Origin of the sequence: Sporosarcina ureae (assembly GCF_029267015.1) — a bacterium.
GTDB lineage: Bacteria > Bacillota > Bacilli > Bacillales_A > Planococcaceae > Sporosarcina > Sporosarcina ureae_D.
Map to the genome: position 1 here is coordinate 1 of NZ_JARIEA010000020.1, position 26,041 is coordinate 26,041.

Genomic DNA, 26,041 nt, shown 5'->3' on the forward strand with positions numbered 1-26,041 from the left:
ACATTCGCATAGGATAGAATGTGAAAGGGGGTGTCACCATGAGCGGTTACACTCAAGGCGGTTCTGGATCATCAGGCTTTGCTTTAATTGTTGTGTTATTCATTTTGTTGATCATTGTAGGTGCTGCATACTTGTGCTAAAAAAAAGCCCGCCCCCAGCAATGGGGGTGGGCAATACATAGTGTTATGCGCTAAAGAATACTTCTACATATAAGGATAAAATGAGGATTGTGATTAGAATGTTTACAGTCCGATATATCTTAGGCTGCTTTTCTTCTGGAATCTCTCTAGATTGGCAAAGAGCAAATGTCATTTTATTAATTTGATATAAGTAGAACAATGAAAATAGAATGGTAATCGCTATAACCATTTTAGACCTCCTCTTTCTGCTTCTGTACTATCATAGCAGAATTTGTGAGCAAAAGGAAAAACCTAAACCTTGTATGGAGAAGGTAGTTAAGACTCCACTCGGGATTTTGTTAGGTAATCATTCGAGTCGACATAGGTTTTCTCGATGTTTTGAAAACCGCGTTCGAAAATATCCATAAAGTCATCGCCATAAATATTACGTAAGACAGACATGACCTCGAGAAATTCTGGGAACTTCCCGTAAATATCGCGAATTGGAAGAGACCCTTGAAGAACACTGTAATCTTCATTATGATAATTTGCGTTCATCTCTACGAGTAACTTTTTGCCTTCTTCTGAAACCGTCACATATGTATTGCGACGATCGTCTTCCTTTTTGGAAAAGTATAGAAGTTGACGTTGTTCCAGTTTCTTGGAGAAGTTGAAAGCAGTTGAGACGTGCATAACTCCGAACTTGGCGATATCTGAAATAGTGGCGCCTTCAAGGTGGTAAGCGATCCATAAGATATGATGTTCGTTGATATTGAGGTCATACGGTTTAATCCATTGTTGCCAATCTTTCTCTACAGCTTTCCATAATGCTTTGGACATTTGGGCTACGCGCTGATTGAAGATCATGGCATCTTTACGTGAAATGATTTGCTCTGCCATCGAGACACCTGCTTTCTGTCAGTCTTTTTTATTTATTATACCAAAAAAGCAACAAATAAAAAAGACGGAATAATAAAATAATTAGACCTAGGCGTATATACCCATGTAATACAGCTCTTTAATAGCTTGTATCGTGTGGGTATGCACACGTTGACTAGCAAGTACTGGATGGACGCTGAAAGAGAAATAGATTAACGAGTTCCGATGGATTTCTCTAGATCATCCAATGCATTTTGAATGGCAGAAATTTCTTTCTCTAATCGCTTCTTGTTGTGCTCAGTCGAGCGCTTCCAGTCTGCTACGGAAACTTTCATTTCTTCGACAGTCTCTGGCACAAGCTCCTTTGCTTCTTTAGACAAATCTGTCACAGAATCTTTTAAATCTGCTACTTGGCCTTTGACATCTCTCAACTTATCTTTCAGTTCCAATGATGCAGTTTTGACGCTGTCTCGTAGTTCGCTACCCGCTTTTGGAGTAGAATATAGAACCGTAATAGCAGAAGTTACAGCACCAGCTGCCAGACCAATAAAGAATGTGGACGCTTTCATGTAGACGACACTCCTTTTGTATAGTTATTATTTTATTAAAGCATGTTACTACGTATATGAGCAAGAAAATTAATGAAATATTATACAATCAAAAGCTTTTCAACCTAAAAGAGCGAAAAGGTGGAAGCGAGTGCAGGTTTTTATCAAATGAAGTAGAAAGAAATACAGTGTACTTCTTTTCTACTTACTCGGTGTGTTATTGTTGCAGGCGTTTTGAAATACTTGACGCTAGTTCAGAGACTACGTCCATCGGGAACTGCTCCACTTTTGTATGGAATTCTACGTTCAAACCATCTGATTTATCATAACGAGGAATTAAGTGCATATGGAAATGATAAACCGACTGCCCTGCGAAGGATCCGTTGTTTTGCAAGAGGTTCATGCCACATGGCTGAAACTCTTCTTTTAAAGCATTGGCAATTTTCGGTGCTACTTTAAATAGATTTCCTGCTTCATCTTCAGTTAATTCATACAAATTCTCACGGTGAGTTTTCGGAATTAGAAGTACGTGGCCTTTTGTAACCGGCATAATATCCATAAAGGCGATGACATGTTCATCTTCGTACACTTTTTCTCCTGGAATCGTTCCTTCTACAATCTTGCAGAAAATACATGAAGTCATTTCTACACTTCCTTTCATGTTTGGATGTATTGTAGCATATTTTCAGATAGTTAACGAAGGCGGATAAAGCAATTTTACAATTTCTTTGCTAAAATAATAAAAGAAGATTGGAGGAAATACAATGGCAATCCTAGAACTAGAACATGTAACAGGTGGTTATACGCGCAAGCCCGTTTTACATGACCTTTCATTTCAGATAGAAGAAGGTGAATTGGTCGGGTTGATCGGTCTGAATGGCGCAGGTAAAAGTACAACAATCAAACATATTATAGGTGTTATGAACCCGCTTGAAGGAATAATTAAAATTGACGGCGCTACATTTAGTGACAAAGAACATTACCGCCAATCATTCAGTTATATTCCAGAGACGCCCGTGTTATACGAAGAACTTACATTACAAGAACATTTGGAACTGACTGCCATGGCATACGGTCTGGACAAGCAGCAATTTGAAATCCGTACCGAACAATTGCTAAAAGAGTTCCGTATGGAAAAGCGCTTGAAATGGTTTCCAGCGCACTTCTCCAAAGGTATGCGACAGAAAGTCATGATCATGTGTGCTTTCCTCGTAGAACCGAAACTATATATTATCGATGAGCCATTTGTTGGGTTGGATCCGTTGGCGATTCGTGCATTGCTTGATCAAATTATCGAGAGAAAAAATGCCGGCGCTTCTATTTTGATGTCGACACATGTGCTCGCTACAGCTGAAAAATATTGTGATCGTATTATCCTGTTGCACGAAGGACGGGTGCGTGCGAATGGTACGATGGACGACTTGCGCAAGGCGTTCGGACGACCGGATGCCACACTGGATGATTTATATATTGCTATGACTGAGGAAACCGATCATGAACAACATGCATGAGATTTGGGGACAGCGGTTCTTCCATTATGTCAATGAATTACAGAAATATATGCGCTATGTATTCACAGGACATTTGGCCATCGTCTTCATGTTTGCCATTGGGGCAGGGGGCTATGCGTACAGTGAATGGTTGAAGGGAGTACCCATCACATTCCCTTCTGCCTTCATCATATCTGTTGTCATTGCCCTATTATTAATGAAGGCTGCGCCGACTACTTTGCTTAAGCCGGCAGACATTGTATTTTTCTTGCCATTGGAAAATCAATTGCCGAACTATATGAAACGTTCGAAAACTTGGTCGACATTTTCCCAACTGCCATTGCCGCTAATCGCCATGGTCGTCGCATTGCCTTTATTAAAGGCGACAGAAGTAGGAACTGGCACGGATTATATTTTAGTCATGTTACTGATTATTGCTTTTAAAGGACTGTTTGTAGCGACTGAATACAGTGTTCGGATCGCCAATCATGATTTCGTATGGCCGGATCGTGTTGTTCGACTAGTTCTAACATTTTTAACGATTCAATTCGCACTGACATGGAGCCCAGTGGCAATCTTCATTGGAATTTTGATCGCCATGCTCTATGCGAAGTTTTGGGATAAAAAAGCAGCACACTATCCGTTTCCCTATGAGCAGTTTATTGAATTGGAACAAAATCGTATGATGCGTTTTTATCGATTCGCGAATTATTTTACGGAAGTACCACATTTGGTTGGATCGGTGAGTAAGCGTAGCTGGTTGAAATTTGCAATGAAACGTTCCACGTTTAAGCGTAGAGATGTGCAGAGTTATTTGGTTGCCCGGACATTCATTCGTACAGATGATACATTTTGGTTGTGGGTAAGATTGACGGCATTATCTGCATTGGGCGCGTTTTTAATACCATTGCCAATTGTGTCATTCATATTTGTTGGGGCGTTAGCCTTCGCGACTGCCGTTCAGTTGATTTTGGCACTCGAAGGCGGAGTCGAATTCACGATGGATCAGCTGTTTCCTGAAATGCAGGAAAAAACGCAAATCAAAGCGGTTCGTTCGTTAGTAAGAAAATTGATTTGGTTACAAGCGATTATTCTATTATTGGCGGCCTTGCCGTTATATGGCTTAAGCGTTACACCCGTCTTGATTGCGGTTGTTGCATTGATTGTAGGAGAAGCGACGATTCAATTAACGAAAGAGCAAGTGAGAGAGATATGATGATAGGCGTAAAATGAAATGGTGTTAGTAAGACATAGTTTTCAAGTAATTATTTATTTTTTACAGAATTATTTGAATATATGTACCTAGTCAATATTCTTCTATTTATACGAAAGTAATTCAAAAGTTCGAATAGTATGATTAAGGGTTGCAATTCATATTCTACTGCATATATAATTACTAAAAGGTATCAGGGGTGAGAGAGATGAATAATAACAACTCATATGCTGAATTTTTGAAAGCGGTAGGTAACAACAGCACTTCTCTCCAAGCGGAAAAGCTGCTGAATGAAATCTATTGGGATCTGTTTCTACAACACATTCATTGGGAACAAACGCAAGCGCGAATCATGACGTTGATTGATGATGCGCTAGATCAAAATGACAAAGACGCATTCGACCTGTATACACAACAATTACTCGATATTTCACAAGAACAAGGATATGAACTTAAAACAAAATAATGTATGCATAGGCACTGCTAAGGCGAAATCCTGGCAGTGTTTTTTTATTGTATAGAATGTCATAGCTGTAAGTTTCTTTCACAAAGTACAAGGGTACAATAAAGTACATAGAGAGTTAGCTTAAAACGTACGTTCGTTATTTCTTTAGAAAAAACACGAGGTGTGGTAAAATAGAAGGACAGGTGTTTAAGAAGAGGAGTGGAACCATTTGAACGAAACATTTCAATTGCAGGCACCATATACGCCGCAAGGAGATCAGCCAAAAGCGATCGCCAGCCTTGTTAACGGCATAAAAGAAGGTAAGAAACATCAAACCTTACTCGGTGCAACAGGAACAGGTAAAACATTTACGGTTTCCAATGTACTGACAGAAATTAATAAACCTACACTGGTCATTGCCCATAATAAAACGTTGGCTGGCCAATTATATAGTGAGTTCAAAGAGTTTTTCCCAGATAATGCAGTAGAATACTTTGTCAGCTTCTATGACTTTTATCAACCGGAAGCATATGTTCCGCAGACAGATACATTCATTGAGAAGGATTCATCAATCAATGATGAAATCGATAAACTTCGTCACTCAGCGACCAGTGCTTTATTCGAACGAAATGATGTACTCATTGTTGCATCCGTATCGTGTATTTACGGTCTCGGTTCTCCAGAAGAATATAATGACATGGTCTTTTCATTACGTAAAGGGATGGAAATACCGCGTAATCAATTGTTGCGCACGCTAGTGGACATCCAGTACGAACGTAATGATATCAATTTCACACGTGGTACATTCCGTGTCAGAGGGGATGTAGTCGAGGTCTTCCCTGTAGCACGAGATGAGCGTTGTATACGTCTTGAATTCTTTGGCGATGAAATCGAAAGGATCCGTGAAGTTGATGCCTTAACAGGTGAAGTCATCGGTGATCGTGATCATGTCGCTATTTTCCCAGGATCCCACTTCGTTACGCGCGAAGAGAAGTTATTAAAAGCGATTGAAAATATTGAAATTGAGTTGGAAGAACAACTTAAATATTTACGTGATAACGATAAGTTATTGGAAGCGCAGCGCCTAGAGCAACGAACGCGCTATGATTTGGAAATGATGCGCGAGATGGGCTTCTGTTCGGGTATTGAAAACTATTCTAGACATTTGACATTGCGTGAAGCAGGCGCAACCCCTTATACACTTCTAGACTATTTCCCTGACGACTTCTTGATCGTCGTAGATGAAAGCCACGTCTCCCTACCGCAAATCCGCGGTATGTACAACGGGGACCAAGCGCGTAAAAAAGTTTTGGTGGAACACGGTTTCCGTTTACCATCGGCTTTGGATAATCGCCCATTAATGTTTGAGGAATTTGAAAAACATATTAAACAAGCGATGTATATTTCCGCAACCCCAGGACCTTATGAAATAGAGCATACAGATAAAATGATTGAACAGATTATTCGTCCAACAGGATTACTTGATCCTATCATTGAAGTTCGACCGATTGAAGGACAAATTGATGATTTACTGGATGAAATAAATCTTCGGATCGAGCGAAACGAACGGGTGTTGATTACGACACTGACGAAAAAAATGTCAGAAGACTTGACGGATTACCTGAAGGATATCGGGATTAAAGTTCAATATCTCCATTCTGACGTCAAGACACTTGAACGGACAGAAATTATTCGTGAACTGCGTGTCGGAACGTACGATGTACTCATCGGGATCAACTTATTACGTGAAGGTATCGATATTCCGGAAGTTTCATTGGTCACGATTTTGGATGCAGACAAAGAAGGATTCTTGCGTTCAGAACGTGCATTGATTCAGACGATCGGTCGAGCAGCACGTAACTCTGAAGGACGCGTTATTATGTACGCGGATAAAATGACAGATTCAATGAAGAAAGCCATTGATGAAACAGAGCGTCGTCGTGAAATTCAAAAGGCTTATAATATAGAACACGGAGTCACACCGACAACTATCGTCAAACCAATCCGCGAATTGATCCGTGCAACTCAAGTAGCTGAAGAAACGGAATCTTATTTGCAGAAAGTAACGAACGGCAAGAGACTTTCGAAAGACGAGAAAGGCTTACTGCTAATCAAATTGGAAAAAGAAATGAAAGAGGCAGCGAAAGCTTTGGACTTCGAAAGAGCTGCAGAGCTACGCGACACTGTAATAGAACTGAAAGCAGAAAGGTAGAGTCCGCATGAAAAATAAAGAACTTATAATACAGGGAGCGCGAGCGAATAACCTAAAAGACATAACGGTGAAGATTCCGCGCGATAAATTGGTCGTGCTCACGGGCCTATCGGGCTCAGGAAAGTCTTCACTGGCTTTTGATACAATCTATGCGGAAGGACAACGCCGCTATGTAGAATCATTATCCGCATATGCTCGCCAGTTCCTTGGACAGATGGACAAGCCGGACGTGGATTCTATAGAAGGATTGTCACCGGCGATTTCTATAGACCAAAAGACAACTAGCAAAAATCCTCGTTCGACTGTAGGGACCGTTACGGAAATCTATGACTACTTGCGGTTGTTATACGCGAGGGTTGGGAAACCGCATTGTCCGTATCACGGCATTGAAATCTCTACGCAAACGATTCAGCAGATGGTGGATCGCGTAATCGAGTTGCCTGAGCGTACTAGAATTCAAATTTTGGCGCCTATTATTTCAGAACGTAAAGGAACGCACGCTAAACTATTCGAAGATATAAAGAAACAAGGTTATGTACGTGTCCGCGTTAACGGCGAAACGATTGATCTGGATGATCATATAGACTTGGATAAAAACAAAAAACATACGATTGAAATCGTCATTGACCGAATCGTCATGAAAGAAGGCGTCGAAACACGGCTTAGTGATTCATTGGAATCTGCATTACGCCTTGCGGACGGCAATGTTCTTGTAGATGTAATCGGTGAAGAAGAATTGTTTTTCAGTGAACATCACGCATGTCCTATTTGTGGATTTTCTATCGGTGAACTTGAACCGCGTATGTTTTCATTCAACAGTCCGTTCGGTGCATGTCCTGAATGTGATGGGCTTGGAATGAAGCTTGAAGTAGACCCTGATTTAGTTATTCCTAACAGTGAGTTGACGTTAAAAGAACACGCCATTGCGCCATGGGAGCCAACGAGTTCTCAGTATTATCCAGAGTTGCTCAAGACGATTGCCAAGCATTATAAAATTCCAATGGATGTACCTGTCAGTGAGCTAGCCGACTCGGATATTGAAAAACTAATGCTGGGATCCAAAAAGGAAAAAATACGATTCCGCTATACGAATGAATTTGGAAATACACGCGACAGCGACATTTATTTTGAAGGTGTATTGCGTAACGTGGAACGTCGTTATCATGAGACATCATCAGACTATATACGCGAGCAGATGGGTAAGTATATGGCGGAAAAATCCTGTCCGACATGTACGGGCTACCGCTTAAAACCGGAATCCCTTTCGGTGTTAGTAGATGGTCAGCATATCGGGAAGATCACGGAACGTTCAATTGTTGAAACGACGAAGTTCTTTGACCAATTAACACTTTCCGAAAAAGATACGCAGATTGCCGACATGATTCTGAAAGAAATCCAGGAGCGTCTAGGCTTTTTAGTGAACGTCGGACTCGATTATCTAAATTTATCTCGTTCAGCGGGTACATTATCTGGTGGAGAAGCACAGCGTATTCGTTTGGCTACACAAATCGGATCCCGGTTGACAGGCGTTCTTTATATACTTGACGAACCTTCCATCGGCCTACATCAACGAGATAATGATCGATTAATCGGCACGTTGCAAAGTATGCGCGATATTGGGAATACGCTAATCGTTGTAGAACATGACGAGGACACGATGATGGCTGCAGATTATTTAATTGATATTGGTCCTGGCGCTGGAGTGGCGGGCGGAGAAGTAATCGCTGCGGGTACACCTGCGAAAGTGATGAAAAACAAGAAATCCTTGACGGGTCAATATTTGAGTGGAAAGAGATTCATCCCACTTCCGATTGAACGTAGATCACGCGATGAACGCAGTATTATCGTTAAAGGGGCTGCGGAGAATAACTTGAAGCATATTGATGCAGAGTTCCCACTCGGTCAATTTATCGCGGTCACTGGGGTCTCGGGTTCAGGTAAGAGTACATTGGTCAATGATATTTTGCATAAGACGTTGGCTCAAAAATTAAATCGATCCAAACAGAAGCCTGGAAAGTTCGATAGTATCAGTGGTGTAGAACATTTAGAGAAGATCATTGATATTGATCAATCACCAATTGGGCGTACACCACGTTCAAACCCGGCTACTTATACAGGAGTCTTTGACGATATTCGTGATGTGTTTGCGATGACGAATGAAGCCAAAGTACGCGGCTATAAAAAAGGTCGCTTTAGTTTCAACGTCAAAGGTGGACGATGTGAAGCATGCCGTGGAGACGGAATCATTAAGATTGAAATGCATTTCCTTCCTGACGTGTATGTACCGTGCGAAGTATGTCACGGCAAACGCTATAACCGCGAAACACTTGAAGTGAAGTATAAAGGTAAGAATATTGCAGACGTACTAGCGATGACAGTGGAAGATGCGGTAGTATTTTTCGAAAACATTCCGAAAATCAATCGTAAACTACAAACGATTGTTGATGTCGGGCTAGGCTATGTACAATTAGGCCAACCGGCGACGACATTATCTGGTGGGGAAGCCCAACGTGTAAAACTCGCTTCCGAACTGCATAAACGTTCCATGGGCAAATCATTCTATATTCTAGACGAGCCGACAACAGGCTTGCATGTACATGACATATCCAAATTACTTGAAGTGCTTCAACGTCTAGTTGACGGAGGAAATACGGTTCTCGTCATTGAGCATAATCTGGATGTCATTAAGACAGTTGATTATATAATCGATATCGGTCCGGAAGGCGGAGACAAAGGTGGAGAAATTGTTGCGACAGGAACACCGGAAGAAATAGCTGAAGTGAAAGAGTCTTACACAGGGAAATATTTGAAGCCGATTTTAGATAGAGATCGAAATCGAATGAAGGAACAAATTAAACAAGTAGTAAAAAAATAGAAAATGAAACTTTTACTCCGCAGAACCGTATAAATAGATAGGTACTGAAAAGATTGTTCAAAATAAGGAGGAATCCGGAAATGCAAAATGAACGCATACGAATACTTACGTTGCTAGAAGATGGTAAAATCACGGCTGATGAAGCATTGAGATTACTGGAAGCCATGGGTAAAGAATCTGAACAAGGAACAGCAGAAGAGAGTTCATCAGCTGATGCTTTCTTCGAAGATATCCGCAAAGAATTCGTCACAGCAGGTGACCGCTTCATGCAATTTATGGATACGGCTGTACACCGTGTGAAAGAATTCGATTTCGAAGCACCATTCAGCAAGTCGGTTTCCTTCACGCATACAGAAAGTAAATCTGCAGAAGACATCGAAGAAATCATCATCCATATCGATCATGGTAATGTGGAAATTCATCCTTCAGACAATGATGAGGTCACGGCGAAGTTTTCCGTGAAGCATTTCAATAACGATTCAGAAGCAGGCGCACTTAGTCAGTTCCTTGAAAAATTATTGTTTGTAAAAGATGGCGACAAGCTACGCATCGGTAGCGATTTGAAGATGCTGCAAGTGAATGTTCATTTATACGTACCGGCTACAACACCGTATCGTAAACTATCTGTACGTTTGTTGAATGGCGGATGTTCTGCTGAAGGTGTGGATTTCAAAGATCTACGAATTAAAACAGCGAATGGGAAAATCGAGTGTGCTGATACTACATTCCATGAAGCGGAGCTCGAAACGGCAAACGGTATGATCCGTATGTTGAAAGTGACGGGTGAAAAGCTGGAAGCCGAGACATTGAACGGCCGTGTCTATGTAGATGGCGCTATCACAGATATAGATGCGAAATCTCTCAATGGCAATGTGACGTTGACGACTTCTTCTACTGAAGCCAAGAGAATGGAAGCGAAGTCGATTAGCGGTACAGTGGAAATTTACTTCCCATCTACTTTAGGTGTTAAAGGAGAGATTACTTCCAACATGGGTAAGCTCGACTTGCAGTTGAAGGATGTATCGCGTGTAGAGGAGCAAGAGCAGTTCTTGCACCGCACTATTCGTTTCAGCAAGAGTGGAGAAGACGAGACGAAAGAGCCGCTACATGTTACGGGCGAGTCTAAGACAGGCACTGTTATGGTTCGCTATAACTCTGTTGATATGGGTTGATAGAATAAGTAAACACCTGCATGGCCATTTTCGTGGCTGGGCAGGTGTTTTTTTGTTTATGTGTTTAGTGAGTGGTGATGGGAATGTGGGGAGGTAGGGGAGAAGACATGGGCGGGCATGGGGCTATGCTCAATGAATTCGTTTAAGCGCTCTATGCATCCGCGCGACCGCTCTATCCATGAAGTGATCCGCTCTATCGCGTCTTGTATTCGCTCATAGCGACACGTTATCCGCTCTATTAAGCCATGCGACCGCTCTAAGCTCGCGGTGTGACACTGAGTATTCACGCAAACTATGCGCCGCGCCATCTATCTTTGATCCTCGAGTGGGAGACGCTTGCTGTCGCTCAGTGAATCTCGTTAACCGCTCTATGCATCCGCGCGAGCGCTCTATCCACGGGTTTATCCGCTCTATCGCGTCTTGTATCTGCTCTATACAGACGCGCGACCGCTCTAAGCCACGCCCTATCCGCTCATAGCCCTGCCCCCCATCCCAGCAACGTTCACCGCGCATACTCCCAACACAAAATCCCAAAAGCGATAGCCCGTGCGCATTGGTGTTGATAGGCTTTGCTTTGCAATAACACGGCTTCTGTCTGGTTCGACATGAAGCCGCACTCTACTAGAATTGCAGGCATATTCGTGTCGCGTAAGACTGCGAAGTTGGCCCTTTTTACGCCGCGGTCGGGACGCTGGCAAGCAGAGATTAAGGATTTTTGCACGACTGAAGCGAGCGTTGCGGAACTTTTGCTGGCTTGTGGATAAATATATGTTTCAATTCCTTGTGCTGTGTGCCAGCCATTGCCGAATGCATTTGCGTGGATTGAGATAAATGCGTCTGCTTTCATTTGATTCGCTGAAGTCGTTCGTTCGCTTAACGGTACGTCGCGTGAAGAGTCATGCGTATACTTCACCGTCATACCTTCCTTCGTTAAAAGTCCACAGACAAGTGCAGCTACTGCCGAATTAAAATGATACTCACGCAGCTTTCCGTCAGGTGTGCGTTTACCGGGTGTATCTGGTCCGTGACCTGCGTCGAGAATAATTAGTGTCAATTCTATCCACTCTCCTTTATCCTCTATATAGAGAAGACTTTTGAAAAGGATACAAAAAGGATGTATAGAACAAGGAGTAATCCATTTCTTTTCGTTTCCTTCATGGTAAAATGGGTTGAATGATAGCTACATAAGTAAAGAAAATGATGATTCAGCAGTGACTTAAAGAGTTTATTCATTGTAGCAGAGAGTGAGGGATTTCATGGTTGGATTAACAGTAGAAGATATTATGAATCGTTTTGGATTGGAATTGATTGCTGGACACGATGGCATTCATAAGCAAATCCTAATGAGTGATATTTCACGGCCAGGACTTGAAATGGCTGGTTATTTTGATTATTATCCTGCGGAACGTGTGCAGTTGATCGGGCGTAAGGAGATGTCTTTCCTGGAAACTTTACCAGCTATCACGCGCAGAAAACGTTTGGAGCGACTTTGTTCGAGCGATACGCCAGCATTCATTATTGCTCATGGTGAAGAAGGTCCGAAAGAGTTGAGCCAATTGGCAGAGGAGAAAAATATTCCTGTTCTGCGGACGGATTATAAGACGACACAGTTTTCGGGTATGCTGACGAACTACTTGGTCGGACAACTTGCTCCGATGACGACAGTTCATGGCGTGCTAGTCGATGTGTATGGTGTCGGAGTTTTAATCACGGGTGGTAGCGGAGTAGGGAAAAGTGAAACGGCGTTAGAACTCATTAAAAAAGGGCATAGATTAGTAGCGGATGATTCGGTCGAGATTCGTCAAGTATCCGATAACATCTTGATCGGAACGTCACCGAAACTGTTGAAGCATATGCTGGAAATTCGCGGTGTCGGTATTATTGACTTGATGACGTTGTTTGGTGCGAGTTCGGTGAAAGATGATAAGCGTGTATTATTAGCGGTCGATTTAGAGATTTGGGATGATAAGAAGCATTATGACCGTCTCGGGATCGATGAAGAGAAAGTAGAGATCCTCGATTCGCAAATTACGAAATTGTCCGTTCCGGTAAGACCTGGACGGAATATCGCCGTCATCATTGAAGTAGCAGCGATGGATTATCGAATGAAACGTCTTGGAATTAATGCTGCAGAAGAATTTACCAAGCGTTTGGATCAAGCGATCGCAGACAATGCGGAACTATTAGAAGAAGAGGGGCGCGACTAAGTGAATGTATCCATGCTAGCGATTAACCCAGTCGCGATCAGTATTGGCAGCATAGAAGTTCGCTGGTACGGTATTTTGATCGCGCTCGGAATTATTTTAGGGTTTATGATTGTGCAAAGAGAAATGCTGAAGCGGGGAATGCACCCTGACTTACTAACGGACATGCTCATTTGGGCAATCCCCATTTCCATCATTAGTGCACGAATTTACTATGTTATTTTCACATGGGATTATTATCGGGATCATCCAGAGCAAATCATTCAAATTTGGAATGGTGGAATTGCGATCCACGGTGCGTTGATCGGTGCAGTCATTACAGCTGTGATTTTCTGTAGAAAGCGCGGCGTGTCGTTTTGGAAAGTTGCAGATATTACGGCACCTGGCTTATTGATTGGACAAATTATCGGTCGCTGGGGTAACTTCATGAATCAGGAAGCTCATGGCGGACCGGTTTCAGAAGCGTTTAAAGAAAGTACGATCATTCCTGATTGGATTATGAATCAAATGACGATTGATGGGATCACGTATCATCCAACATTCTTGTATGAATCGTTATGGAATGTAGTTGGACTCGTTTTGATTTTAGTGATCCGAAGAATGCTGAAGATGAAACGTGGAGAAGTATTCTTGTTTTACGTCATCTGGTACTCAATCGGCCGATTCTTCATTGAAGGAATGCGGACGGATAGTCTCTATGTGATCGGCAGTTTACGTGCAGCGCAGTTAGTATCTGTAGCAGGAGTTGTCATAGGGATCGCAATCTTGCTGTATCGCAGGTATGTAATGAAAGTAAAAGAGAACTATAATGACAAACAAAAGTAATATTGCGTTATCCAGTACGTTGAAAGACGGTTTGCAAGTTGGACTGAAAACGACATGGTCACTCGGTAAGATTATTTTCCCTATTACATTACTCGTGACCATCTTGCAGTTCACACCCATTTTACCTTGGCTTGTGCAGTTAGTTGAACCTATTATGCATCTTTTCGGTTTACGCGGTGAAGCAGCCGTGCCGCTCGTGCTTGGGAACGCATTAAACTTATACGCTGGAATTGCCGGTGTCATTTCATTAGAATTAACAGTTAAAGAAGTATTTATCATCGCAGTCATGATTAGTTTTGCGCATAATCTGTTCATTGAAACAGCTGTCGCCATAAAAGTGGGCGTTAAGCTATGGCTGGTGCTCGTCGTACGACTTGGATTGGCTGTGCTGGCGGGTGTACTCATTAATCTGTTTTGGACAGGAGGCAATGAAATCGCGCAATACGGTCTGACGCCACAAGCGGAAGTCTTGCCTGAAGGATTTTTACAAATATTCTTGCTGGGACTTGAAAAGGCTGCATTTGGCGTGTTGCAACTGGCGTTGATCGTTATTCCGCTCATGTTGTTTGTGCAATATGTGAAAGACCGTAATTATTTGGAGCGTTTTTCGAATGGTTTGGCACCGTTTACGAAATTGATCGGTGTAAAGCCGAATGCGTCGATGACACTCGTTGCGGGATTATTGATTGGCTTGGCATATGGAGCTGGGGTCATGATTCAAGCAGTGCAGGAAGACGGCGTATCAAAACGGGATATTACATTAGCTTTTATATTCTTGATGGCATGCCATGCGGTGATTGAGGATACACTGTTATTCCTACCACTGGGTATACCAATTTGGCCATTATTGATCATCCGGCTTGTAACTGCCATTGTACTGACTATTTCAGTGAGTATTCTATGGAAACAGCCGAAAGAGAAGGGGGAAGCTGTTATTGACTAATCAACCGATTACTACATTATTATTTGATTTTGATGGAACGCTTGCTAACACAAATGAGTTAATACTCTCTTCTTTTGAACATGTCCTTGAGAAGCATTTCCCTGGACGTTTCGGACGGGAAGAGATGTTGCCGTTTATTGGACCTACGTTACATGATACGTTTTCCTCGATTGCGCCTGATATGACCGACCAATTGATCAATGAATATCGTGAATGGAATTTAGCTCATCATGATGACTATGTAACGGAATTCGAAGGCGTGACAGACACACTCCGCAAATTATATGATCTAGGTTTGAAGATGGCGGTCGTTTCGACGAAAAAGCGCGACATGGTAGAAAGAGGGGTCAATCTTCTTGGGATCACGCCTTATTTTGAGACCGTGATTGGACTGGATGATGTGACAAAGCCTAAACCAGATCCCGAACCATTATTGCTTGCACTAGAACGTCTCGGGCGAACACCTGAAGAATCACTGATGATTGGCGATAACTTCCATGACATACTCGGTGGCCAAAATGCAGGAGTACGAACGGCGGCCGTTGCATGGGCGTTAAAAGGGGAAGAGTATTTGCAGACATTCAAACCTGACTACATGTTGCAGCATATGTCCGATTTACTGAAAGTCACTGCGGGAATCAAGTTATGAGACGCACCGAGCGGCATCCCTCCAAAGGAGATGCAAATTCACTTTGGCATATTTATCGGACAGTCTCGATTTTTAAAGTAGCAAAGAATTTCATCGTCATCCAGATTGCGCGGTACACTCCGTTTGTTTCATGGAAAAATGTTCTCTATCGATTGTTCTTGCGGATGAAAGTCGGGAAGCATACGGCATTCGCGCTGATGGTCCTTCCGGATGTCATGTTTCCGGAACGAATTTCTGTTGGTGAAAACTCCATCATTGGATTCAATACGACGATTTTAGCGCATGAATATTTGATTGATGAATACCGAATTGGTGACGTGGAAATAGGTAATAATGTGCTGATTGGAGCCAATACGACGATTTTGCCAGGCATCAAAATAGGCGATGGTGCGATTGTTTCCGCTGCCTCACTCGTGAACAAGGATATTCCCGCTGGTACATTTGCTGGTGGAAATCCAGTGCGCATTATATATACTGCCGAACAAATGGCGGAACGTGCAACGCGTGAAAGCAAATGAATGACGGGCTAAGTAGTTGTGGTATACTAGAGGATACATTGCAGGGGGACGTCAAGTGCGTTCCTCTTACTTTTTCGGAGGAGTTCGATTGAAAAACAACCAACGATTTATAAAAGATAAAATTATATCATTTTTGCCTGACGGTGATTTTTATCGCAAACGCGCTATGCAAGCTATGCAACGAGAACAATTTTCCGACGCTGAAAAATACTATAAACGTGCACTAGATCTAAATCCAGACGATGCACTGACACATATGGAATATGGTGTATTCATTATGGAAGTTGGACGTTTTGAAGACGCATATGAGCTACTGCAAACGGCTGATGATCTAGATCCGAATAATGAAGAAACGACATTCTATTTAGCAGAAGTTCACGCACATTTAGGTTTATTACGTGAAGCGAAACAATATGCATTGAAGTATGTTGGTATGGCACCAGACGGCGTATTCGTGGAAGAAGCACATGAAATATCTGAGTTCGCTGATCAAGAAGAAATGTTCGTCGAAGAAGGCGAACAACTTGATGGCGCAGTAGTATTCATGCAAGAAAAAGCGCGACGTATGATGGAGCAAGGTGATTTTGAAGAAGCGATTGAAGTGCTAGAAGATTTACTCGCGGATTATCCCAAAACGTGGGCTGTCCATAATAATTTGGCGCTAGCGTATTTCTATATTGGTAAAGAGAAGCACGCAGAGGAAATATTATATGATGTGTTGCGTGAAGAGAAAGGTAATATCCACGCGCTTTGCAACTTGGCTGTGTTCTTTTATTACAACCGAGATGAAGAGCGTCTGAAAAGCATGATGGAGCTTTTGTCGAAGATTAAACCTTATCAGTTCGAACAGCGTTATAAGCTGGGTGCGACGTTTGCGCTGACAGGTCGTTATGAGGAAGCGTATCACTGGCTCCGTAGTCTGCAAAAACGTGGATTTGAAGGGGATGTAGGGTATTACTTCTGGCTAGCGAATGCTGCTTATTTTACAGGTCATCGTAAAGTGGCGGAGCAAGCCAATGAAGCCTTGCTGAAACTGGATCCGACGAAAGAAGGATTCGAACCTTGGAAATCACTGGACGAAGAGTTGGACGCGGATTCCTATGAAGAAGATGTTCCGTTCTTGATCGAGAAAGTCTCAAATCCTTATCGCAGCGAGAGAATGTTCGGACTATACTTGCTAGGAAAATCTTCACATTTACAAGAGATCCTTTCGCATCCAGGCTATATAGATGTTGAAAAGTTGAGTGCCGCAGAACAACTTTTCTTAGCGCACAGCTTAGAGTATTCATTCAAGGCGAGCAATTCGTTTGAAAAAGCATTGAAAAAAGCTTTGGCGATTTGTGATGTATTGTATGAAGAGTATAAACCGCTGGATGAAGAAGGCGTACAGCTATTTCAAATGTGGTTTACGTTATGTGAAAATGCACTGGAAAAGAAATATGCGTTCAGTAATGTAGATGCACTCGCTGCGGCTGTGGATTATATGTTCCAAACTGCACACTTTGAAAAAGTGACAAAAAAGTCTATTGCAGAAAATTATAGTGTCTCTGTTGCAACACTTTCGAAGTATATTCAGGAACTGATCGAATTCTTGCCACAAACAAAGGATTAAGTATCAAACAGATGTTGCATTTAAGTTGATATTCAAGTGTATTTCTCGTACGATTTTATATAGCGATAGTTTTATCTGCGAGCCAGATAAAATCTTTGGTGAAGTCAATGAAGACCAAGGGATGCGTACTTTGAAGGAGGAAAATCACTATGACAATGGAAGAAAAGGTATATGACGTAATCGTAGTCGGGGCAGGACCAGCAGGGATGACAGCAGCTGTCTATACATCACGTGGAAATATGTCTACATTGATGCTAGAAAGAGGCTTGCCAGGCGGTCAAATGGCCAATACCGAAGAAATTGAGAACTATCCTGGATTTGAAAGTATTTTAGGTCCGGACATCTCGACTAAAATGTTCGATCATGCGAAACGTTTCGGAGCTGAATATGCTTACGGGGATGTAACGAAAATCGAAGACGGCCGTGAATTCAAAACGGTTCATGTAGGCGAGAAGAGTTATAAAGCACGTGCAGTTATTTTAACTACGGGTGCAGAATACCGCAAGATCGGTGTACCGGGTGAAGAAGAACTAACTGGCCGTGGCGTAAGTTATTGTGCGGTATGTGACGGAGCATTCTTCCGTAACAAAGATATCGTCGTAATTGGTGGCGGTGACTCTGCGGTAGAAGAAGGTTCATATTTAACGCGTTTTGCTAATAAAGTAACGATTATCCACCGTCGCGATACATTACGTGCACAAAAGATCGTTCAAGAGCGTGCGTTTGCGAATGAAAAGATTGATTTCATTTGGAATTCAACGGTTAAGCAAGTAAATGAAAAAGACGGTAAGATTGGTTCCATCACGCTAGTTTCTACTGAAGACGGTTCTGAACGTGAGATGGAAACTGAAGGTATGTTCGTTTATATCGGATTAGACCCAATCACTGAGCCTTTCAAAGATCTTGGCATTTTGGATGAAAACGGCTATATTGAAACAAATGACATTATGGAAACAAAAATTCCGGGTATCTTTGCTGCGGGCGATGTGCGCGAGAAATTATTGCGTCAAGTCGTGACAGCTACAGGAGACGGAAGTATTGCAGCTCAAGCAGCTCAGAAGTACATTGAAGAGTTGATGGAGGAAGTAGAAGCGAAAGCATAAACGGGTCATGAAATCGTAACGTATATGTAATCGTCTTGCAATATAGATGGGGGATAATAGAAAGAAGAAAGACCCCCTTTTCATAATATAGCAACTTTGTGGCTATTTGCGGTATAAACTTCCGTGAATAGTCACCTTTTTTTATCGTTTTCATTGAAAGCATTGTATACTATAACTACATACTTGAAAAGTGGGGAACTACATATGCAAAAAATTGCTAATTTGCTCGTGGTGAAAGACGGTCAAGTCCTTTTACTGAAGAAGCCAAGACGCGGTTGGTATGTGGCACCGGGTGGAAAAATCGATGAAGGTGAGTCTGTTTATGAAGCAGCTAGTCGGGAGTTTCTTGAAGAAACCGGAGCGCACGCTATCGCACCACATTTAAAAGGCGTATATACGATGATGATTATGGATGATGAAGGGAAAGAATTACTGAATGAATGGTTGCTCTTCACATTTGTTGCCCATGATTATTCTGGAGAATTATTGAAGACCACCGTAGAAGGTGAACTGGAATGGCATCCACTGGATAGTTTGCATACATTGCCAATGGCAGAAGGAGACCGCAAGAATCTTCTCTTTGCAGTCAGTCAAAAAGGTACGCAGTATGGAACGTTCTATTATACAGAGCAATTCCGCTTCTTGCGGGAGTCGCTTCAACAATCGACGGAAGGTGAATAACATTTATGGATCAGCCACAAGCGGTAAATGAATATGAAGTCGTAATAATTACAGGAATGTCAGGTGCAGGTAAGACAGTCGCTATGCAATGCTTTGAAGATATGGGATTCTATTGCATAGACAACTTGCCACCGGAACTATTTGTGACGTTCCTGGATTTGATGATGAAATCGGATAATCAAATGAGACGGATTGCAGCCGTGATGGATACACGCGGTGGAAGTTTATTTGATTCTTTGATTGCCGCACTCGACGGATTGTTCAAAATGGAAGATGTGAAAACAAGTTTGTTATTCTTGGATTCAGATGACGAAACACTTGTGAAACGCTATAAAGAAACACGCAGATCACACCCATTGTCTGAAGGTGGCGTGTTACTCGAAGGAATTCGCAAAGAGCGTCATTTGCTAACTGAATTAAAAGGACTTTCGCGTTCGATTATCGATACATCGAAATTAAAGCCAAAGCAATTGCGCGAGAAAATTTCACGTGAATTTTCTGAAGCAGGTGAGCCGAAATTTACATTAAATTTCGTGTCGTTTGGATTTAAGCATGGTATGCCGATCGATGCAGATGTTGTATTTGACGTACGGTTTTTACCGAATCCGTTCTACTTAGAAGAATTGCGTCCGTTGACAGGTCTGAATCACGAGGTATCAGATTACGTGTTGAAGTGGGCAGATACGAAAGAATTAATCGAAAAACTAACAGATTTATTCAAGTTTTTAATACCCCAGTATAAACAAGAGGGTAAAGGTCAAGCGGTCATTGCATTCGGCTGTACAGGCGGTCAACACCGTTCTGTTACACTTGCTGAATACTTTAAAGGCGTCTTTAAAGAGGACTACCCGACATACGTATCGCATCGGGATGTTGAAAAAAGAAAGGGTTGACATAAATATGCAATCCACTGCTATGAAAAAAGTCGTTGTGTTCGGCGGCGGTACGGGGTTATCTACGATTCTTCGCGGGTTAAAACGACATCAGATTCAGTTGACAGCTATTGTCACGGTGGCGGATGATGGGGGAAGTTCGGGTCGTTTATTCGACCAGTACAATGTCCCACCGCCCGGAGATGTAAGACAGGTTATGGCAGCGCTTTCAGATGTTGAGCCGATGATTGAGAAAATGTTTCAACACCGTTTCGAAGGATCAGATGGTTTAAAGGGGCATTCTCTTGGGAATTTAATGCTTACTGCTCTCACGACCATCACTGGAGATTTTGCCCGTGCAGTCGAACAGATGGGCGTTGTGCTGAATATAAAGGGGAAAGTATTACCTGCAGCAAATCAGCGAATTACCTTGCATGCAGAGCTTGAAGATGGTTCAATTATTACAGGTGAATCGAAAATTCCTCTCTATGGAAGAAAAATTCGTAATGTCTTCATCACGCCACAAGACGTAAAACCATTGCCAGAAACAGCTGATACGCTAAAAAATGCAGATTTAATCGTTTTTGGACCGGGAAGCTTGTATACTAGTACTTTGCCAACTCTTTTAGTGCAAGATATTCGCGATGCGATTATCGAAAGCACCGCTAAAAAAGTATATGTCGGCAATTTAACTACGCAACGTGGTGAAACGTATCGCTACACCGCTTCTGAGCACGTGCAGGCACTCTATGACCATGCTGGAGCACCTTTCCTCGATGCTGTACTGGTGAATAATGCAGAAGCGTTCAGACGCACGTACAACCGCGATGAAAAAGAAGAGCCTTGGCTTGTGGAGAACGATTTGGAAAAACTGCAAGCGCTGGTACCCGAAGTATTTGTGCAGGAAATCGCGACAATTGTAGATGGAACGATAATGCATAAAACGACAGAAGTAGCAGACATGTTGATGCGCTATATAGAGAGAACGTAGAAGGCGGATAGATATGAAAATCGCCGAAGAGGGGGAATATCATGTCTTTTGCATCCAAAACGAAAAAAGAATTGACGCAGATTGAAGCGGATGATTGCTGTACGAAAGCTGAAATTGCAGCATTCATCCGTATGAATGGTGTCATGTCTTTTTCAAATAAACAACTGAGTCTCGACGTTCAAACAGAAAATGCCTCTATTGCGCGTCGTCTGTATTCGAACGTGAAGGCGCTATATCCGTATAAAGTGGAATTGCTTGTACGAAAAAAAATGCGTCTTAAGAAAAATAATGTATATATTTGCAGAATCCGTGACGGGGCCAAGCATTTATTGGTAGAATTATCGATTATGACGGATGATTTCCAAATGATCAATACGATCGATCCACAGCTAATTGAAAAAGACTGCTGTGCACGCGCATACTTACGGGGAGCTTTCCTGGCAGGAGGTTCCGTTAATAACCCAGAGACGTCTTCTTATCACTTGGAAGTCTTCTCGAGCTATCAGGAACATAGTCAATCGCTTGTCGAGTTGATGAATCGTTTTCAATTGAATGCAAAGTCTATCGAGCGTAAAAAAGGATTTATCGCCTATTTGAAAGAAGCAGAAAAGATATCCGATTTCCTAGGCATCATCGGCGCCCATGTATCCCTTATGAAGTTTGAGGATGTACGGATCATGCGCGATATGCGAAACAGTGTGAATCGATTGGTGAATTGTGAAACGGCCAATCTGAATAAAACAATCGGAGCGGCACAAAGACAAGTTGAAAATATTAAGTTGATTGAGCGCACGATTGGTTTGGATCAATTACCGGAACGTCTGCAAGAGATTGCTCAATTACGTGTTGCGCATCAAGATGTGACATTGAAAGAGCTAGGCGAGCTGGTGACGGGTGCAACGGTCAGTAAATCGGGAGTCAATCATAGATTGCGTAAAATTGAAGAAATTGCAGATCGGTTACGTTGAAATTACTAGTAGATCCTTCATGAGAAGAGGAAGAAAAGGAGCACACAATATGGTAGAAAAAACAGTGATAGTAGGAATTAAGCCTGGTTTGCAAGCGCGACAGGCAGCGTTGTTTGTACAGGAGGCCAATAAGTATACGGCTGATATTTATTTGAAGAAAGATAGTCGTCAGGTGAATGCGAAGAGCATTATGGGGATTATGAGTTTGGCGATTGCGAAGGGGACGGAGATCACGTTGATTACGGACGGGATTGATGAGGATTTGGCCCTTCAGAATTTGGCTGATTTAGTCGAAGTGGAGCAGTGAGTTGGATATGGGTGGCGATGACCTTTTGAGGTTTCGTCATCTTTTTTTTGTGCAATTGAATAGTGAGGAGATAAGAGATAAGAGATAAGAGATAAGAGATTAGGGAGAGTGGGAGGCGCAGTTGGTCTGCGTTCCAGGCGGACGCTTTCCCATGGGCCCGCGGTGAGCCAACTAGTCACTGCGTTCCTTTAGTTGTCTCACCTGATCGGGCTGATCCATCGGGAGTCGCCGCCTTCCACGCAGACCAACTGGTGTCTATTTTTGGAGTTAGAATGCTGATACATTTGTGTTGTGAAGATTAAACCAAAGCCAATACCAAAATCAAACCCAAACCCAAACCCAAACACAAACCCAAACCCAAACCAAACTCAAACTCATAAAAAAGCACAAAATAAAAAGGTTGTCGCGGAAGGCCTTTTGGCTTTCTGCGACAACCTGTAGTTGTTATTTCTTTTCGATTTCGTTGCGTTCTAGAACGTGGTCGATTAGGCCGTATTCTTTTGCGCGTTCGGCAGTCATGAAGTTATCGCGGTCTGTGTCTTTTGCGATGACGTCGATTGGCTGGCCTGTGCGGTCTGCTAGGATTTGGTTTAGTTTTTCGCGTAGGTGTAGGATGCGTTTTGCGGCAATTTCGATTTCAGTTGCCTGACCTTGTGCGCCACCTAGTGGTTGGTGAATCATGACTTCTGCGTTTGGCAATGCGTAGCGTTTGCCTTCTGTACCGGCTGTTAGCAAGAATGCACCCATGGATGCTGCCATACCTACACAGATTGTGCGGATGTCTGGTTTGATGTATTGCATTGTATCGTAGATCGCCATACCTGCTGTGATGCTTCCGCCTGGGCTGTTGATGTAGATCGAGATGTCTTTTTCTGGATCTTCAGCTTCTAGGAAGAGCAATTGTGCAACGATAGAGTTGGCTACGTTGTCGTCAATGCCGCTACCCAACATGATAATACGGTCTTTCAATAGACGAGAGTAAATGTCGTACGCTCTCTCACCGCGGTTTGTTTGTTCAATAACTGTAGGAATTAGATTCAATTAGACTTCCTCCTTTAATTACTTCATAATATTCGTTCGGTTGAAATCAGTTTGTATTTCAACTATAACTGTATTTTACCTATTAAGGTCAACAAAGGTCAAATCATTTGCCTTAAAAATACACATTGCTTTTCATTATATTCTGCGATACAATGGAAGATGTCTCTTACAGAAGAAAAGTTCTTTCTGTAGTGAAGTTATCATAGCTAAAGCTTGATCATACATGTTTCGTCCTCGTGGTGCAATGGATAGCACGCAAGCCTCCGAAGCTTGAAATGTGGGTTCGACTCCCGCCGAGGGCATCAAGAAATCAATGAGTTCCTATGTTTGTAGAGTTTTTCTACGAGCATAGGGACTTTTTTGTTTGGGTGCTTTTCATTCGTTAGTACCACGCAACGAATAACACGCAATGGAGGGCATTAAATTATGTCAAGAAGAAAATCAGTTAGCACAAATGTGTTGGAAAAACTTGTTCAACGAGAAGAAAAAACATCTCAAGATTTCCAGAAGGCTTCAGAAGAATTTTTTAAGCACTGTAAAATTAAAGGGCTTTCACCAGACACGGTCAAATTTTACAATAAAGAACTTAAAGGATTAACTAGGGCATTTGCTGATATGGAGGTCTTAATGGATGATGTGCGTACTATCAAAGCAGATGATATTGAGAATTGGATCGAATACATGATGGAACGTAATAGGGCGGTCTCTTCAATCAATGCAAGGATGAGGGCAGGCAGAACTTTTATGAATTTTTGTATGAAGAAAAGCTATATCGATAAAAATCCTTTTGATGAAGTAGCGCAGCTTAAAGTACGTCACACAGTTGGAGCTACCTTTACAAAGAGACAATTAGAAAAGTTGTTAAGCACGCCAGACATCACTCAATTTGTTGGTCTGCGTGACCTTACAATTATGTTGACCTTTGCCCATGTTGGACTACGTCTTAAAGAGCTTTGTTCACTCAACGTTCAAGATATTGCATTTGATGGCAAAGGAGAAGTCATCATTCAACAAGCAAAGAACCGTTATGCAAGACGTGTCCCTATGACTAAGCGCTTAAAGGCAGTTATGAAAGCGTATGTTGAAGAACGTGGTGTGCTAGAGACTGATACTTTGTTTGTAAGCGTTGGCAATGCCCCGATAAACCCCCGTACCGTTCAAGAACGGTTGAAACATTATGGAGCAGTATCAAAGCTTGAGAATGAGGTTACAGTGAGTCCACACGCTTTCAGAAGGACGTTTTGTAGGTTGAAAGTTGAAGCAGGTGTAAACTTGTTTGTATTGCAAAGACTTACGGGACATAGTGATCTTGAGATGCTGCAACGATACGTTCAAATTTACGGAAAAGATCTTGAGCAGGCAATTGAGAAAGGATTTGAATAAGTTCTTCTCATTAATTGAAGTACAAGTAATAACTTTGGATTGTAAAATTGTGAGGAGGATTATTTCAAATGATAAAAATAGACACAGATGGTCAACTTTTTCTGATTGATAGAACTGACATTGAAATAGGGATTAGAGAGATTAGAAAGCGCAGTGCGATTCCCGTACATGCGAACGGTATTTATAGGCTTTACGATAAGAAAGGCATTCTTTTATATATAGGAAGAAGTAGTAAAATTCTAGCTAGAGTTATTGATCATATGGTAGGAAAATGTGAAAATACAAAGCGTTTCTACGAAGAAATGTATAGAGCTGAAATTTACTTGTTACCTTTCTATAGCAAATATGAGATTGATGACATTGAACAGTACCTTATTGAATTATGCAATCCTAAATACAATCAACTAAAGTGGTCTGAAGGTACGGCTAAATATAGATGCAAAGAGTATGAAGTTTAAAAGTCAATATGTGTATGAATATTTTCTAGGAAATCCTCACTGTTATATAAAAGTTAACGGTAAGCTAGTTGTATTTCAAAGTCACTGTCGGTGTTTATAGAACGATAGTGTATTTAAGATAGTCAAAAACCACCTAGCATTAGAGATGATTATCCAAGTCGCTACACCGCGTTGTAGTCGTGGTATAAAGTTCCGATACGAGACGCATACATGATGCTTTCTTCCAATAAAAACACCCCCACACTCAGCATTTGAAAAGTGAATTCCGAGCGTGTACATTTTCTTTGATTCACATCTACAGAGATATGAAAAACATTGTATGAAACATATTGACTGATATCTATTGCAATAATGAATTACTAGTATTACAATGTTAGAAGTGAAAATAAAAAAATATCATTATATAAAATAAACTATGTAGGGAGAGAATCTAATGCACCCGCCTCATTAGGAGGCACACTTACTGAATATCCATGGTTTACTTTAGAATTGGCAATTATCTTTGTCAGCTATGGGTAGGGAGAAGTGTGCTT

At 41.9% G+C, this 26,041-nt stretch carries 27 protein-coding genes and 1 tRNA gene; 22 read left to right on the top strand and 6 right to left on the bottom strand.

Going from position 1 to position 26,041, the window contains the following annotated elements:
• The first annotated feature begins 38 nt into the window (after window positions 1–38).
• Entirely contained in the window at window positions 39–140 is a 102-nt protein-coding gene (locus tag Q7P97_RS03035; protein ID WP_099625567.1) for a YjcZ family sporulation protein, read from the top strand.
• A gap of 43 nt (window positions 141–183) precedes the next feature.
• On the opposite strand, the gene Q7P97_RS03040 is transcribed toward Q7P97_RS03035, so the two are convergent.
• The 4 genes from Q7P97_RS03040 to Q7P97_RS03055 all read right to left on the bottom strand — a co-directional run bounded on the left by Q7P97_RS03040 (window position 184) and on the right by Q7P97_RS03055 (window position 2,189).
• The gene (locus Q7P97_RS03040; RefSeq protein ID WP_029054118.1) at window positions 184–369 is read right to left on the bottom strand and encodes a hypothetical protein; all 186 of its coding nucleotides are present in this window, start codon (window positions 367–369) and stop codon (window positions 184–186) included.
• Window positions 370–455: 86 nt separating this feature from the next.
• On the bottom strand, window positions 456–1,019 hold the full coding sequence (locus Q7P97_RS03045) for an HTH-type transcriptional regulator Hpr (protein ID WP_099625568.1): 564 nt from the start codon (window positions 1,017–1,019) through the stop codon (window positions 456–458).
• A 191-nt stretch (window positions 1,020–1,210) separates the two neighbouring features.
• A complete protein-coding gene (locus Q7P97_RS03050; RefSeq protein WP_303966422.1) occupies window positions 1,211–1,567 on the bottom strand; it encodes a YtxH domain-containing protein in 357 nt (118 codons plus the stop codon).
• Window positions 1,568–1,763: 196 nt separating this feature from the next.
• The gene (locus Q7P97_RS03055) at window positions 1,764–2,189 is read right to left on the bottom strand and encodes an HIT family protein (RefSeq protein ID WP_099625569.1); all 426 of its coding nucleotides are present in this window, start codon (window positions 2,187–2,189) and stop codon (window positions 1,764–1,766) included.
• Window positions 2,190–2,310: 121 nt separating this feature from the next.
• On the opposite strand from Q7P97_RS03055, the gene Q7P97_RS03060 reads away from it, so the two are divergent.
• The 6 genes from Q7P97_RS03060 (at window position 2,311) to Q7P97_RS03085 (ending at window position 10,953) form a co-directional block, all read left to right on the top strand.
• Complete coding sequence (locus Q7P97_RS03060) at window positions 2,311–3,057, top strand: ABC transporter ATP-binding protein (protein WP_085426981.1); 747 nt, start codon at window positions 2,311–2,313, stop codon at window positions 3,055–3,057.
• Entirely contained in the window at window positions 3,041–4,252 is a 1,212-nt protein-coding gene (locus Q7P97_RS03065) for an ABC transporter permease (protein WP_303966430.1), read from the top strand. The genes Q7P97_RS03060 and Q7P97_RS03065 overlap by 17 nt, the downstream gene beginning before the upstream one ends.
• 205 nt (window positions 4,253–4,457) lie before the next feature.
• Window positions 4,458–4,715, top strand: a complete 258-nt coding sequence (locus tag Q7P97_RS03070; protein WP_303966433.1) for an IDEAL domain-containing protein — start codon at window positions 4,458–4,460, stop codon at window positions 4,713–4,715.
• A 208-nt stretch (window positions 4,716–4,923) separates the two neighbouring features.
• Window positions 4,924–6,906: an excinuclease ABC subunit UvrB gene (gene uvrB, locus Q7P97_RS03075; protein WP_303966436.1), complete on the top strand. Its 1,983-nt coding sequence runs from the start codon at window positions 4,924–4,926 to the stop codon at window positions 6,904–6,906.
• A 7-nt stretch (window positions 6,907–6,913) separates the two neighbouring features.
• Window positions 6,914–9,781, top strand: a complete 2,868-nt coding sequence (gene uvrA, locus Q7P97_RS03080; RefSeq protein WP_303966439.1) for an excinuclease ABC subunit UvrA — start codon at window positions 6,914–6,916, stop codon at window positions 9,779–9,781.
• An 80-nt stretch (window positions 9,782–9,861) separates the two neighbouring features.
• Window positions 9,862–10,953, top strand: coding sequence for a DUF4097 family beta strand repeat-containing protein (locus Q7P97_RS03085; RefSeq protein WP_303966442.1), 1,092 nt, complete (start codon window positions 9,862–9,864; stop codon window positions 10,951–10,953).
• A 502-nt stretch (window positions 10,954–11,455) separates the two neighbouring features.
• Here the strand turns inward: Q7P97_RS03085 and Q7P97_RS03090 are convergent.
• Window positions 11,456–12,007 (bottom strand): N-acetylmuramoyl-L-alanine amidase family protein, encoded by a 552-nt coding sequence (locus Q7P97_RS03090; protein ID WP_369684310.1) that lies wholly within the window; start codon window positions 12,005–12,007, stop codon window positions 11,456–11,458.
• A gap of 202 nt (window positions 12,008–12,209) precedes the next feature.
• Here Q7P97_RS03090 and hprK point away from each other — a divergent pair, with 202 nt between their 5' ends.
• From hprK to Q7P97_RS03150, 12 genes are all read left to right on the top strand, one after another.
• A complete protein-coding gene (hprK, locus tag Q7P97_RS03095; protein ID WP_303966445.1) occupies window positions 12,210–13,160 on the top strand; it encodes an HPr(Ser) kinase/phosphatase in 951 nt (316 codons plus the stop codon).
• Window positions 13,161–13,982 (top strand): prolipoprotein diacylglyceryl transferase, encoded by an 822-nt coding sequence (gene lgt / locus Q7P97_RS03100; protein WP_303966447.1) that lies wholly within the window; start codon window positions 13,161–13,163, stop codon window positions 13,980–13,982.
• Complete coding sequence (locus tag Q7P97_RS03105) at window positions 13,966–14,925, top strand: nucleoside recognition domain-containing protein (RefSeq protein WP_303966451.1); 960 nt, start codon at window positions 13,966–13,968, stop codon at window positions 14,923–14,925. The genes lgt and Q7P97_RS03105 overlap by 17 nt, the downstream gene beginning before the upstream one ends.
• Complete coding sequence (gene ppaX / locus Q7P97_RS03110) at window positions 14,918–15,574, top strand: pyrophosphatase PpaX (protein WP_303966454.1); 657 nt, start codon at window positions 14,918–14,920, stop codon at window positions 15,572–15,574. Before Q7P97_RS03105 ends, ppaX begins: the two co-directional genes overlap by 8 nt.
• On the top strand, window positions 15,571–16,092 hold the full coding sequence (locus Q7P97_RS03115) for an acyltransferase (RefSeq protein WP_303966457.1): 522 nt from the start codon (window positions 15,571–15,573) through the stop codon (window positions 16,090–16,092). Before ppaX ends, Q7P97_RS03115 begins: the two co-directional genes overlap by 4 nt.
• An 88-nt stretch (window positions 16,093–16,180) precedes the next feature.
• A complete protein-coding gene (locus tag Q7P97_RS03120) occupies window positions 16,181–17,704 on the top strand; it encodes a tetratricopeptide repeat protein (protein WP_303966460.1) in 1,524 nt (507 codons plus the stop codon).
• 149 nt (window positions 17,705–17,853) lie between these two features.
• On the top strand, window positions 17,854–18,807 hold the full coding sequence (gene trxB, locus Q7P97_RS03125; RefSeq protein WP_085426970.1) for a thioredoxin-disulfide reductase: 954 nt from the start codon (window positions 17,854–17,856) through the stop codon (window positions 18,805–18,807).
• 204 nt (window positions 18,808–19,011) lie between these two features.
• Complete coding sequence (locus Q7P97_RS03130; protein WP_085426969.1) at window positions 19,012–19,488, top strand: 8-oxo-dGTP diphosphatase; 477 nt, start codon at window positions 19,012–19,014, stop codon at window positions 19,486–19,488.
• A gap of 5 nt (window positions 19,489–19,493) precedes the next feature.
• A complete protein-coding gene (gene rapZ, locus Q7P97_RS03135; protein WP_303966466.1) occupies window positions 19,494–20,381 on the top strand; it encodes an RNase adapter RapZ in 888 nt (295 codons plus the stop codon).
• Between the two features lie 7 nt (window positions 20,382–20,388).
• Window positions 20,389–21,351: a gluconeogenesis morphogenetic factor MgfK gene (locus Q7P97_RS03140; RefSeq protein WP_483315750.1), complete on the top strand. Its 963-nt coding sequence runs from the start codon at window positions 20,389–20,391 to the stop codon at window positions 21,349–21,351.
• Window positions 21,352–21,392: 41 nt separating this feature from the next.
• Window positions 21,393–22,319: a DNA-binding protein WhiA gene (gene whiA / locus Q7P97_RS03145; protein ID WP_085426967.1), complete on the top strand. Its 927-nt coding sequence runs from the start codon at window positions 21,393–21,395 to the stop codon at window positions 22,317–22,319.
• A gap of 49 nt (window positions 22,320–22,368) precedes the next feature.
• Entirely contained in the window at window positions 22,369–22,626 is a 258-nt protein-coding gene (locus Q7P97_RS03150; protein WP_085426966.1) for an HPr family phosphocarrier protein, read from the top strand.
• A gap of 444 nt (window positions 22,627–23,070) precedes the next feature.
• Here Q7P97_RS03150 and clpP read toward each other — a convergent pair whose 3' ends face one another.
• The gene (gene clpP / locus Q7P97_RS03155) at window positions 23,071–23,667 is read right to left on the bottom strand and encodes an ATP-dependent Clp endopeptidase proteolytic subunit ClpP (RefSeq protein WP_085426964.1); all 597 of its coding nucleotides are present in this window, start codon (window positions 23,665–23,667) and stop codon (window positions 23,071–23,073) included.
• Between the two features lie 230 nt (window positions 23,668–23,897).
• Between clpP and Q7P97_RS03160 the strand changes: the two genes are divergently transcribed.
• The 3 genes from Q7P97_RS03160 to Q7P97_RS03170 all read left to right on the top strand — a co-directional run bounded on the left by Q7P97_RS03160 (window position 23,898) and on the right by Q7P97_RS03170 (window position 25,508).
• Window positions 23,898–23,969: transfer RNA gene (locus Q7P97_RS03160), tRNA-Arg, on the top strand.
• A gap of 124 nt (window positions 23,970–24,093) precedes the next feature.
• Complete coding sequence (locus Q7P97_RS03165; protein WP_303966475.1) at window positions 24,094–25,050, top strand: tyrosine-type recombinase/integrase; 957 nt, start codon at window positions 24,094–24,096, stop codon at window positions 25,048–25,050.
• A gap of 68 nt (window positions 25,051–25,118) precedes the next feature.
• A complete protein-coding gene (locus tag Q7P97_RS03170) occupies window positions 25,119–25,508 on the top strand; it encodes a GIY-YIG nuclease family protein (protein WP_303966478.1) in 390 nt (129 codons plus the stop codon).
• Window positions 25,509–26,041 lie beyond the last annotated feature (533 nt).

Bases quoted from the DNA above. Each gene is read 5' to 3' on its own strand.
- Q7P97_RS03140 (WP_483315750.1), top strand. From the start codon at position 20,389: ATGCAATCCACTGCTATGAAAAAAGTCGTTGTGTTCGGCGGCGGTACG.
- Q7P97_RS03040 (WP_029054118.1), bottom strand. From the start codon at position 369: ATGGTTATAGCGATTACCATTCTATTTTCATTGTTCTACTTATATCAA.
- rapZ (WP_303966466.1), top strand. From the start codon at position 19,494: ATGGATCAGCCACAAGCGGTAAATGAATATGAAGTCGTAATAATTACA.
- Q7P97_RS03165 (WP_303966475.1), top strand. From the start codon at position 24,094: ATGTCAAGAAGAAAATCAGTTAGCACAAATGTGTTGGAAAAACTTGTT.
- hprK (WP_303966445.1), top strand. From the start codon at position 12,210: ATGGTTGGATTAACAGTAGAAGATATTATGAATCGTTTTGGATTGGAA.
- Q7P97_RS03065 (WP_303966430.1), top strand. From the start codon at position 3,041: ATGAACAACATGCATGAGATTTGGGGACAGCGGTTCTTCCATTATGTC.
- Q7P97_RS03085 (WP_303966442.1), top strand. From the start codon at position 9,862: ATGCAAAATGAACGCATACGAATACTTACGTTGCTAGAAGATGGTAAA.
- uvrA (WP_303966439.1), top strand. From the start codon at position 6,914: ATGAAAAATAAAGAACTTATAATACAGGGAGCGCGAGCGAATAACCTA.
- Q7P97_RS03150 (WP_085426966.1), top strand. From the start codon at position 22,369: ATGGTAGAAAAAACAGTGATAGTAGGAATTAAGCCTGGTTTGCAAGCG.
- Q7P97_RS03070 (WP_303966433.1), top strand. From the start codon at position 4,458: ATGAATAATAACAACTCATATGCTGAATTTTTGAAAGCGGTAGGTAAC.
- Q7P97_RS03045 (WP_099625568.1), bottom strand. From the start codon at position 1,019: ATGGCAGAGCAAATCATTTCACGTAAAGATGCCATGATCTTCAATCAG.
- Q7P97_RS03055 (WP_099625569.1), bottom strand. From the start codon at position 2,189: ATGACTTCATGTATTTTCTGCAAGATTGTAGAAGGAACGATTCCAGGA.
- Q7P97_RS03170 (WP_303966478.1), top strand. From the start codon at position 25,119: ATGATAAAAATAGACACAGATGGTCAACTTTTTCTGATTGATAGAACT.
- Q7P97_RS03035 (WP_099625567.1), top strand. From the start codon at position 39: ATGAGCGGTTACACTCAAGGCGGTTCTGGATCATCAGGCTTTGCTTTA.
- Q7P97_RS03130 (WP_085426969.1), top strand. From the start codon at position 19,012: ATGCAAAAAATTGCTAATTTGCTCGTGGTGAAAGACGGTCAAGTCCTT.
- Q7P97_RS03105 (WP_303966451.1), top strand. From the start codon at position 13,966: ATGACAAACAAAAGTAATATTGCGTTATCCAGTACGTTGAAAGACGGT.
- Q7P97_RS03050 (WP_303966422.1), bottom strand. From the start codon at position 1,567: ATGAAAGCGTCCACATTCTTTATTGGTCTGGCAGCTGGTGCTGTAACT.
- Q7P97_RS03115 (WP_303966457.1), top strand. From the start codon at position 15,571: ATGAGACGCACCGAGCGGCATCCCTCCAAAGGAGATGCAAATTCACTT.
- whiA (WP_085426967.1), top strand. From the start codon at position 21,393: ATGTCTTTTGCATCCAAAACGAAAAAAGAATTGACGCAGATTGAAGCG.
- Q7P97_RS03060 (WP_085426981.1), top strand. From the start codon at position 2,311: ATGGCAATCCTAGAACTAGAACATGTAACAGGTGGTTATACGCGCAAG.
- trxB (WP_085426970.1), top strand. From the start codon at position 17,854: ATGACAATGGAAGAAAAGGTATATGACGTAATCGTAGTCGGGGCAGGA.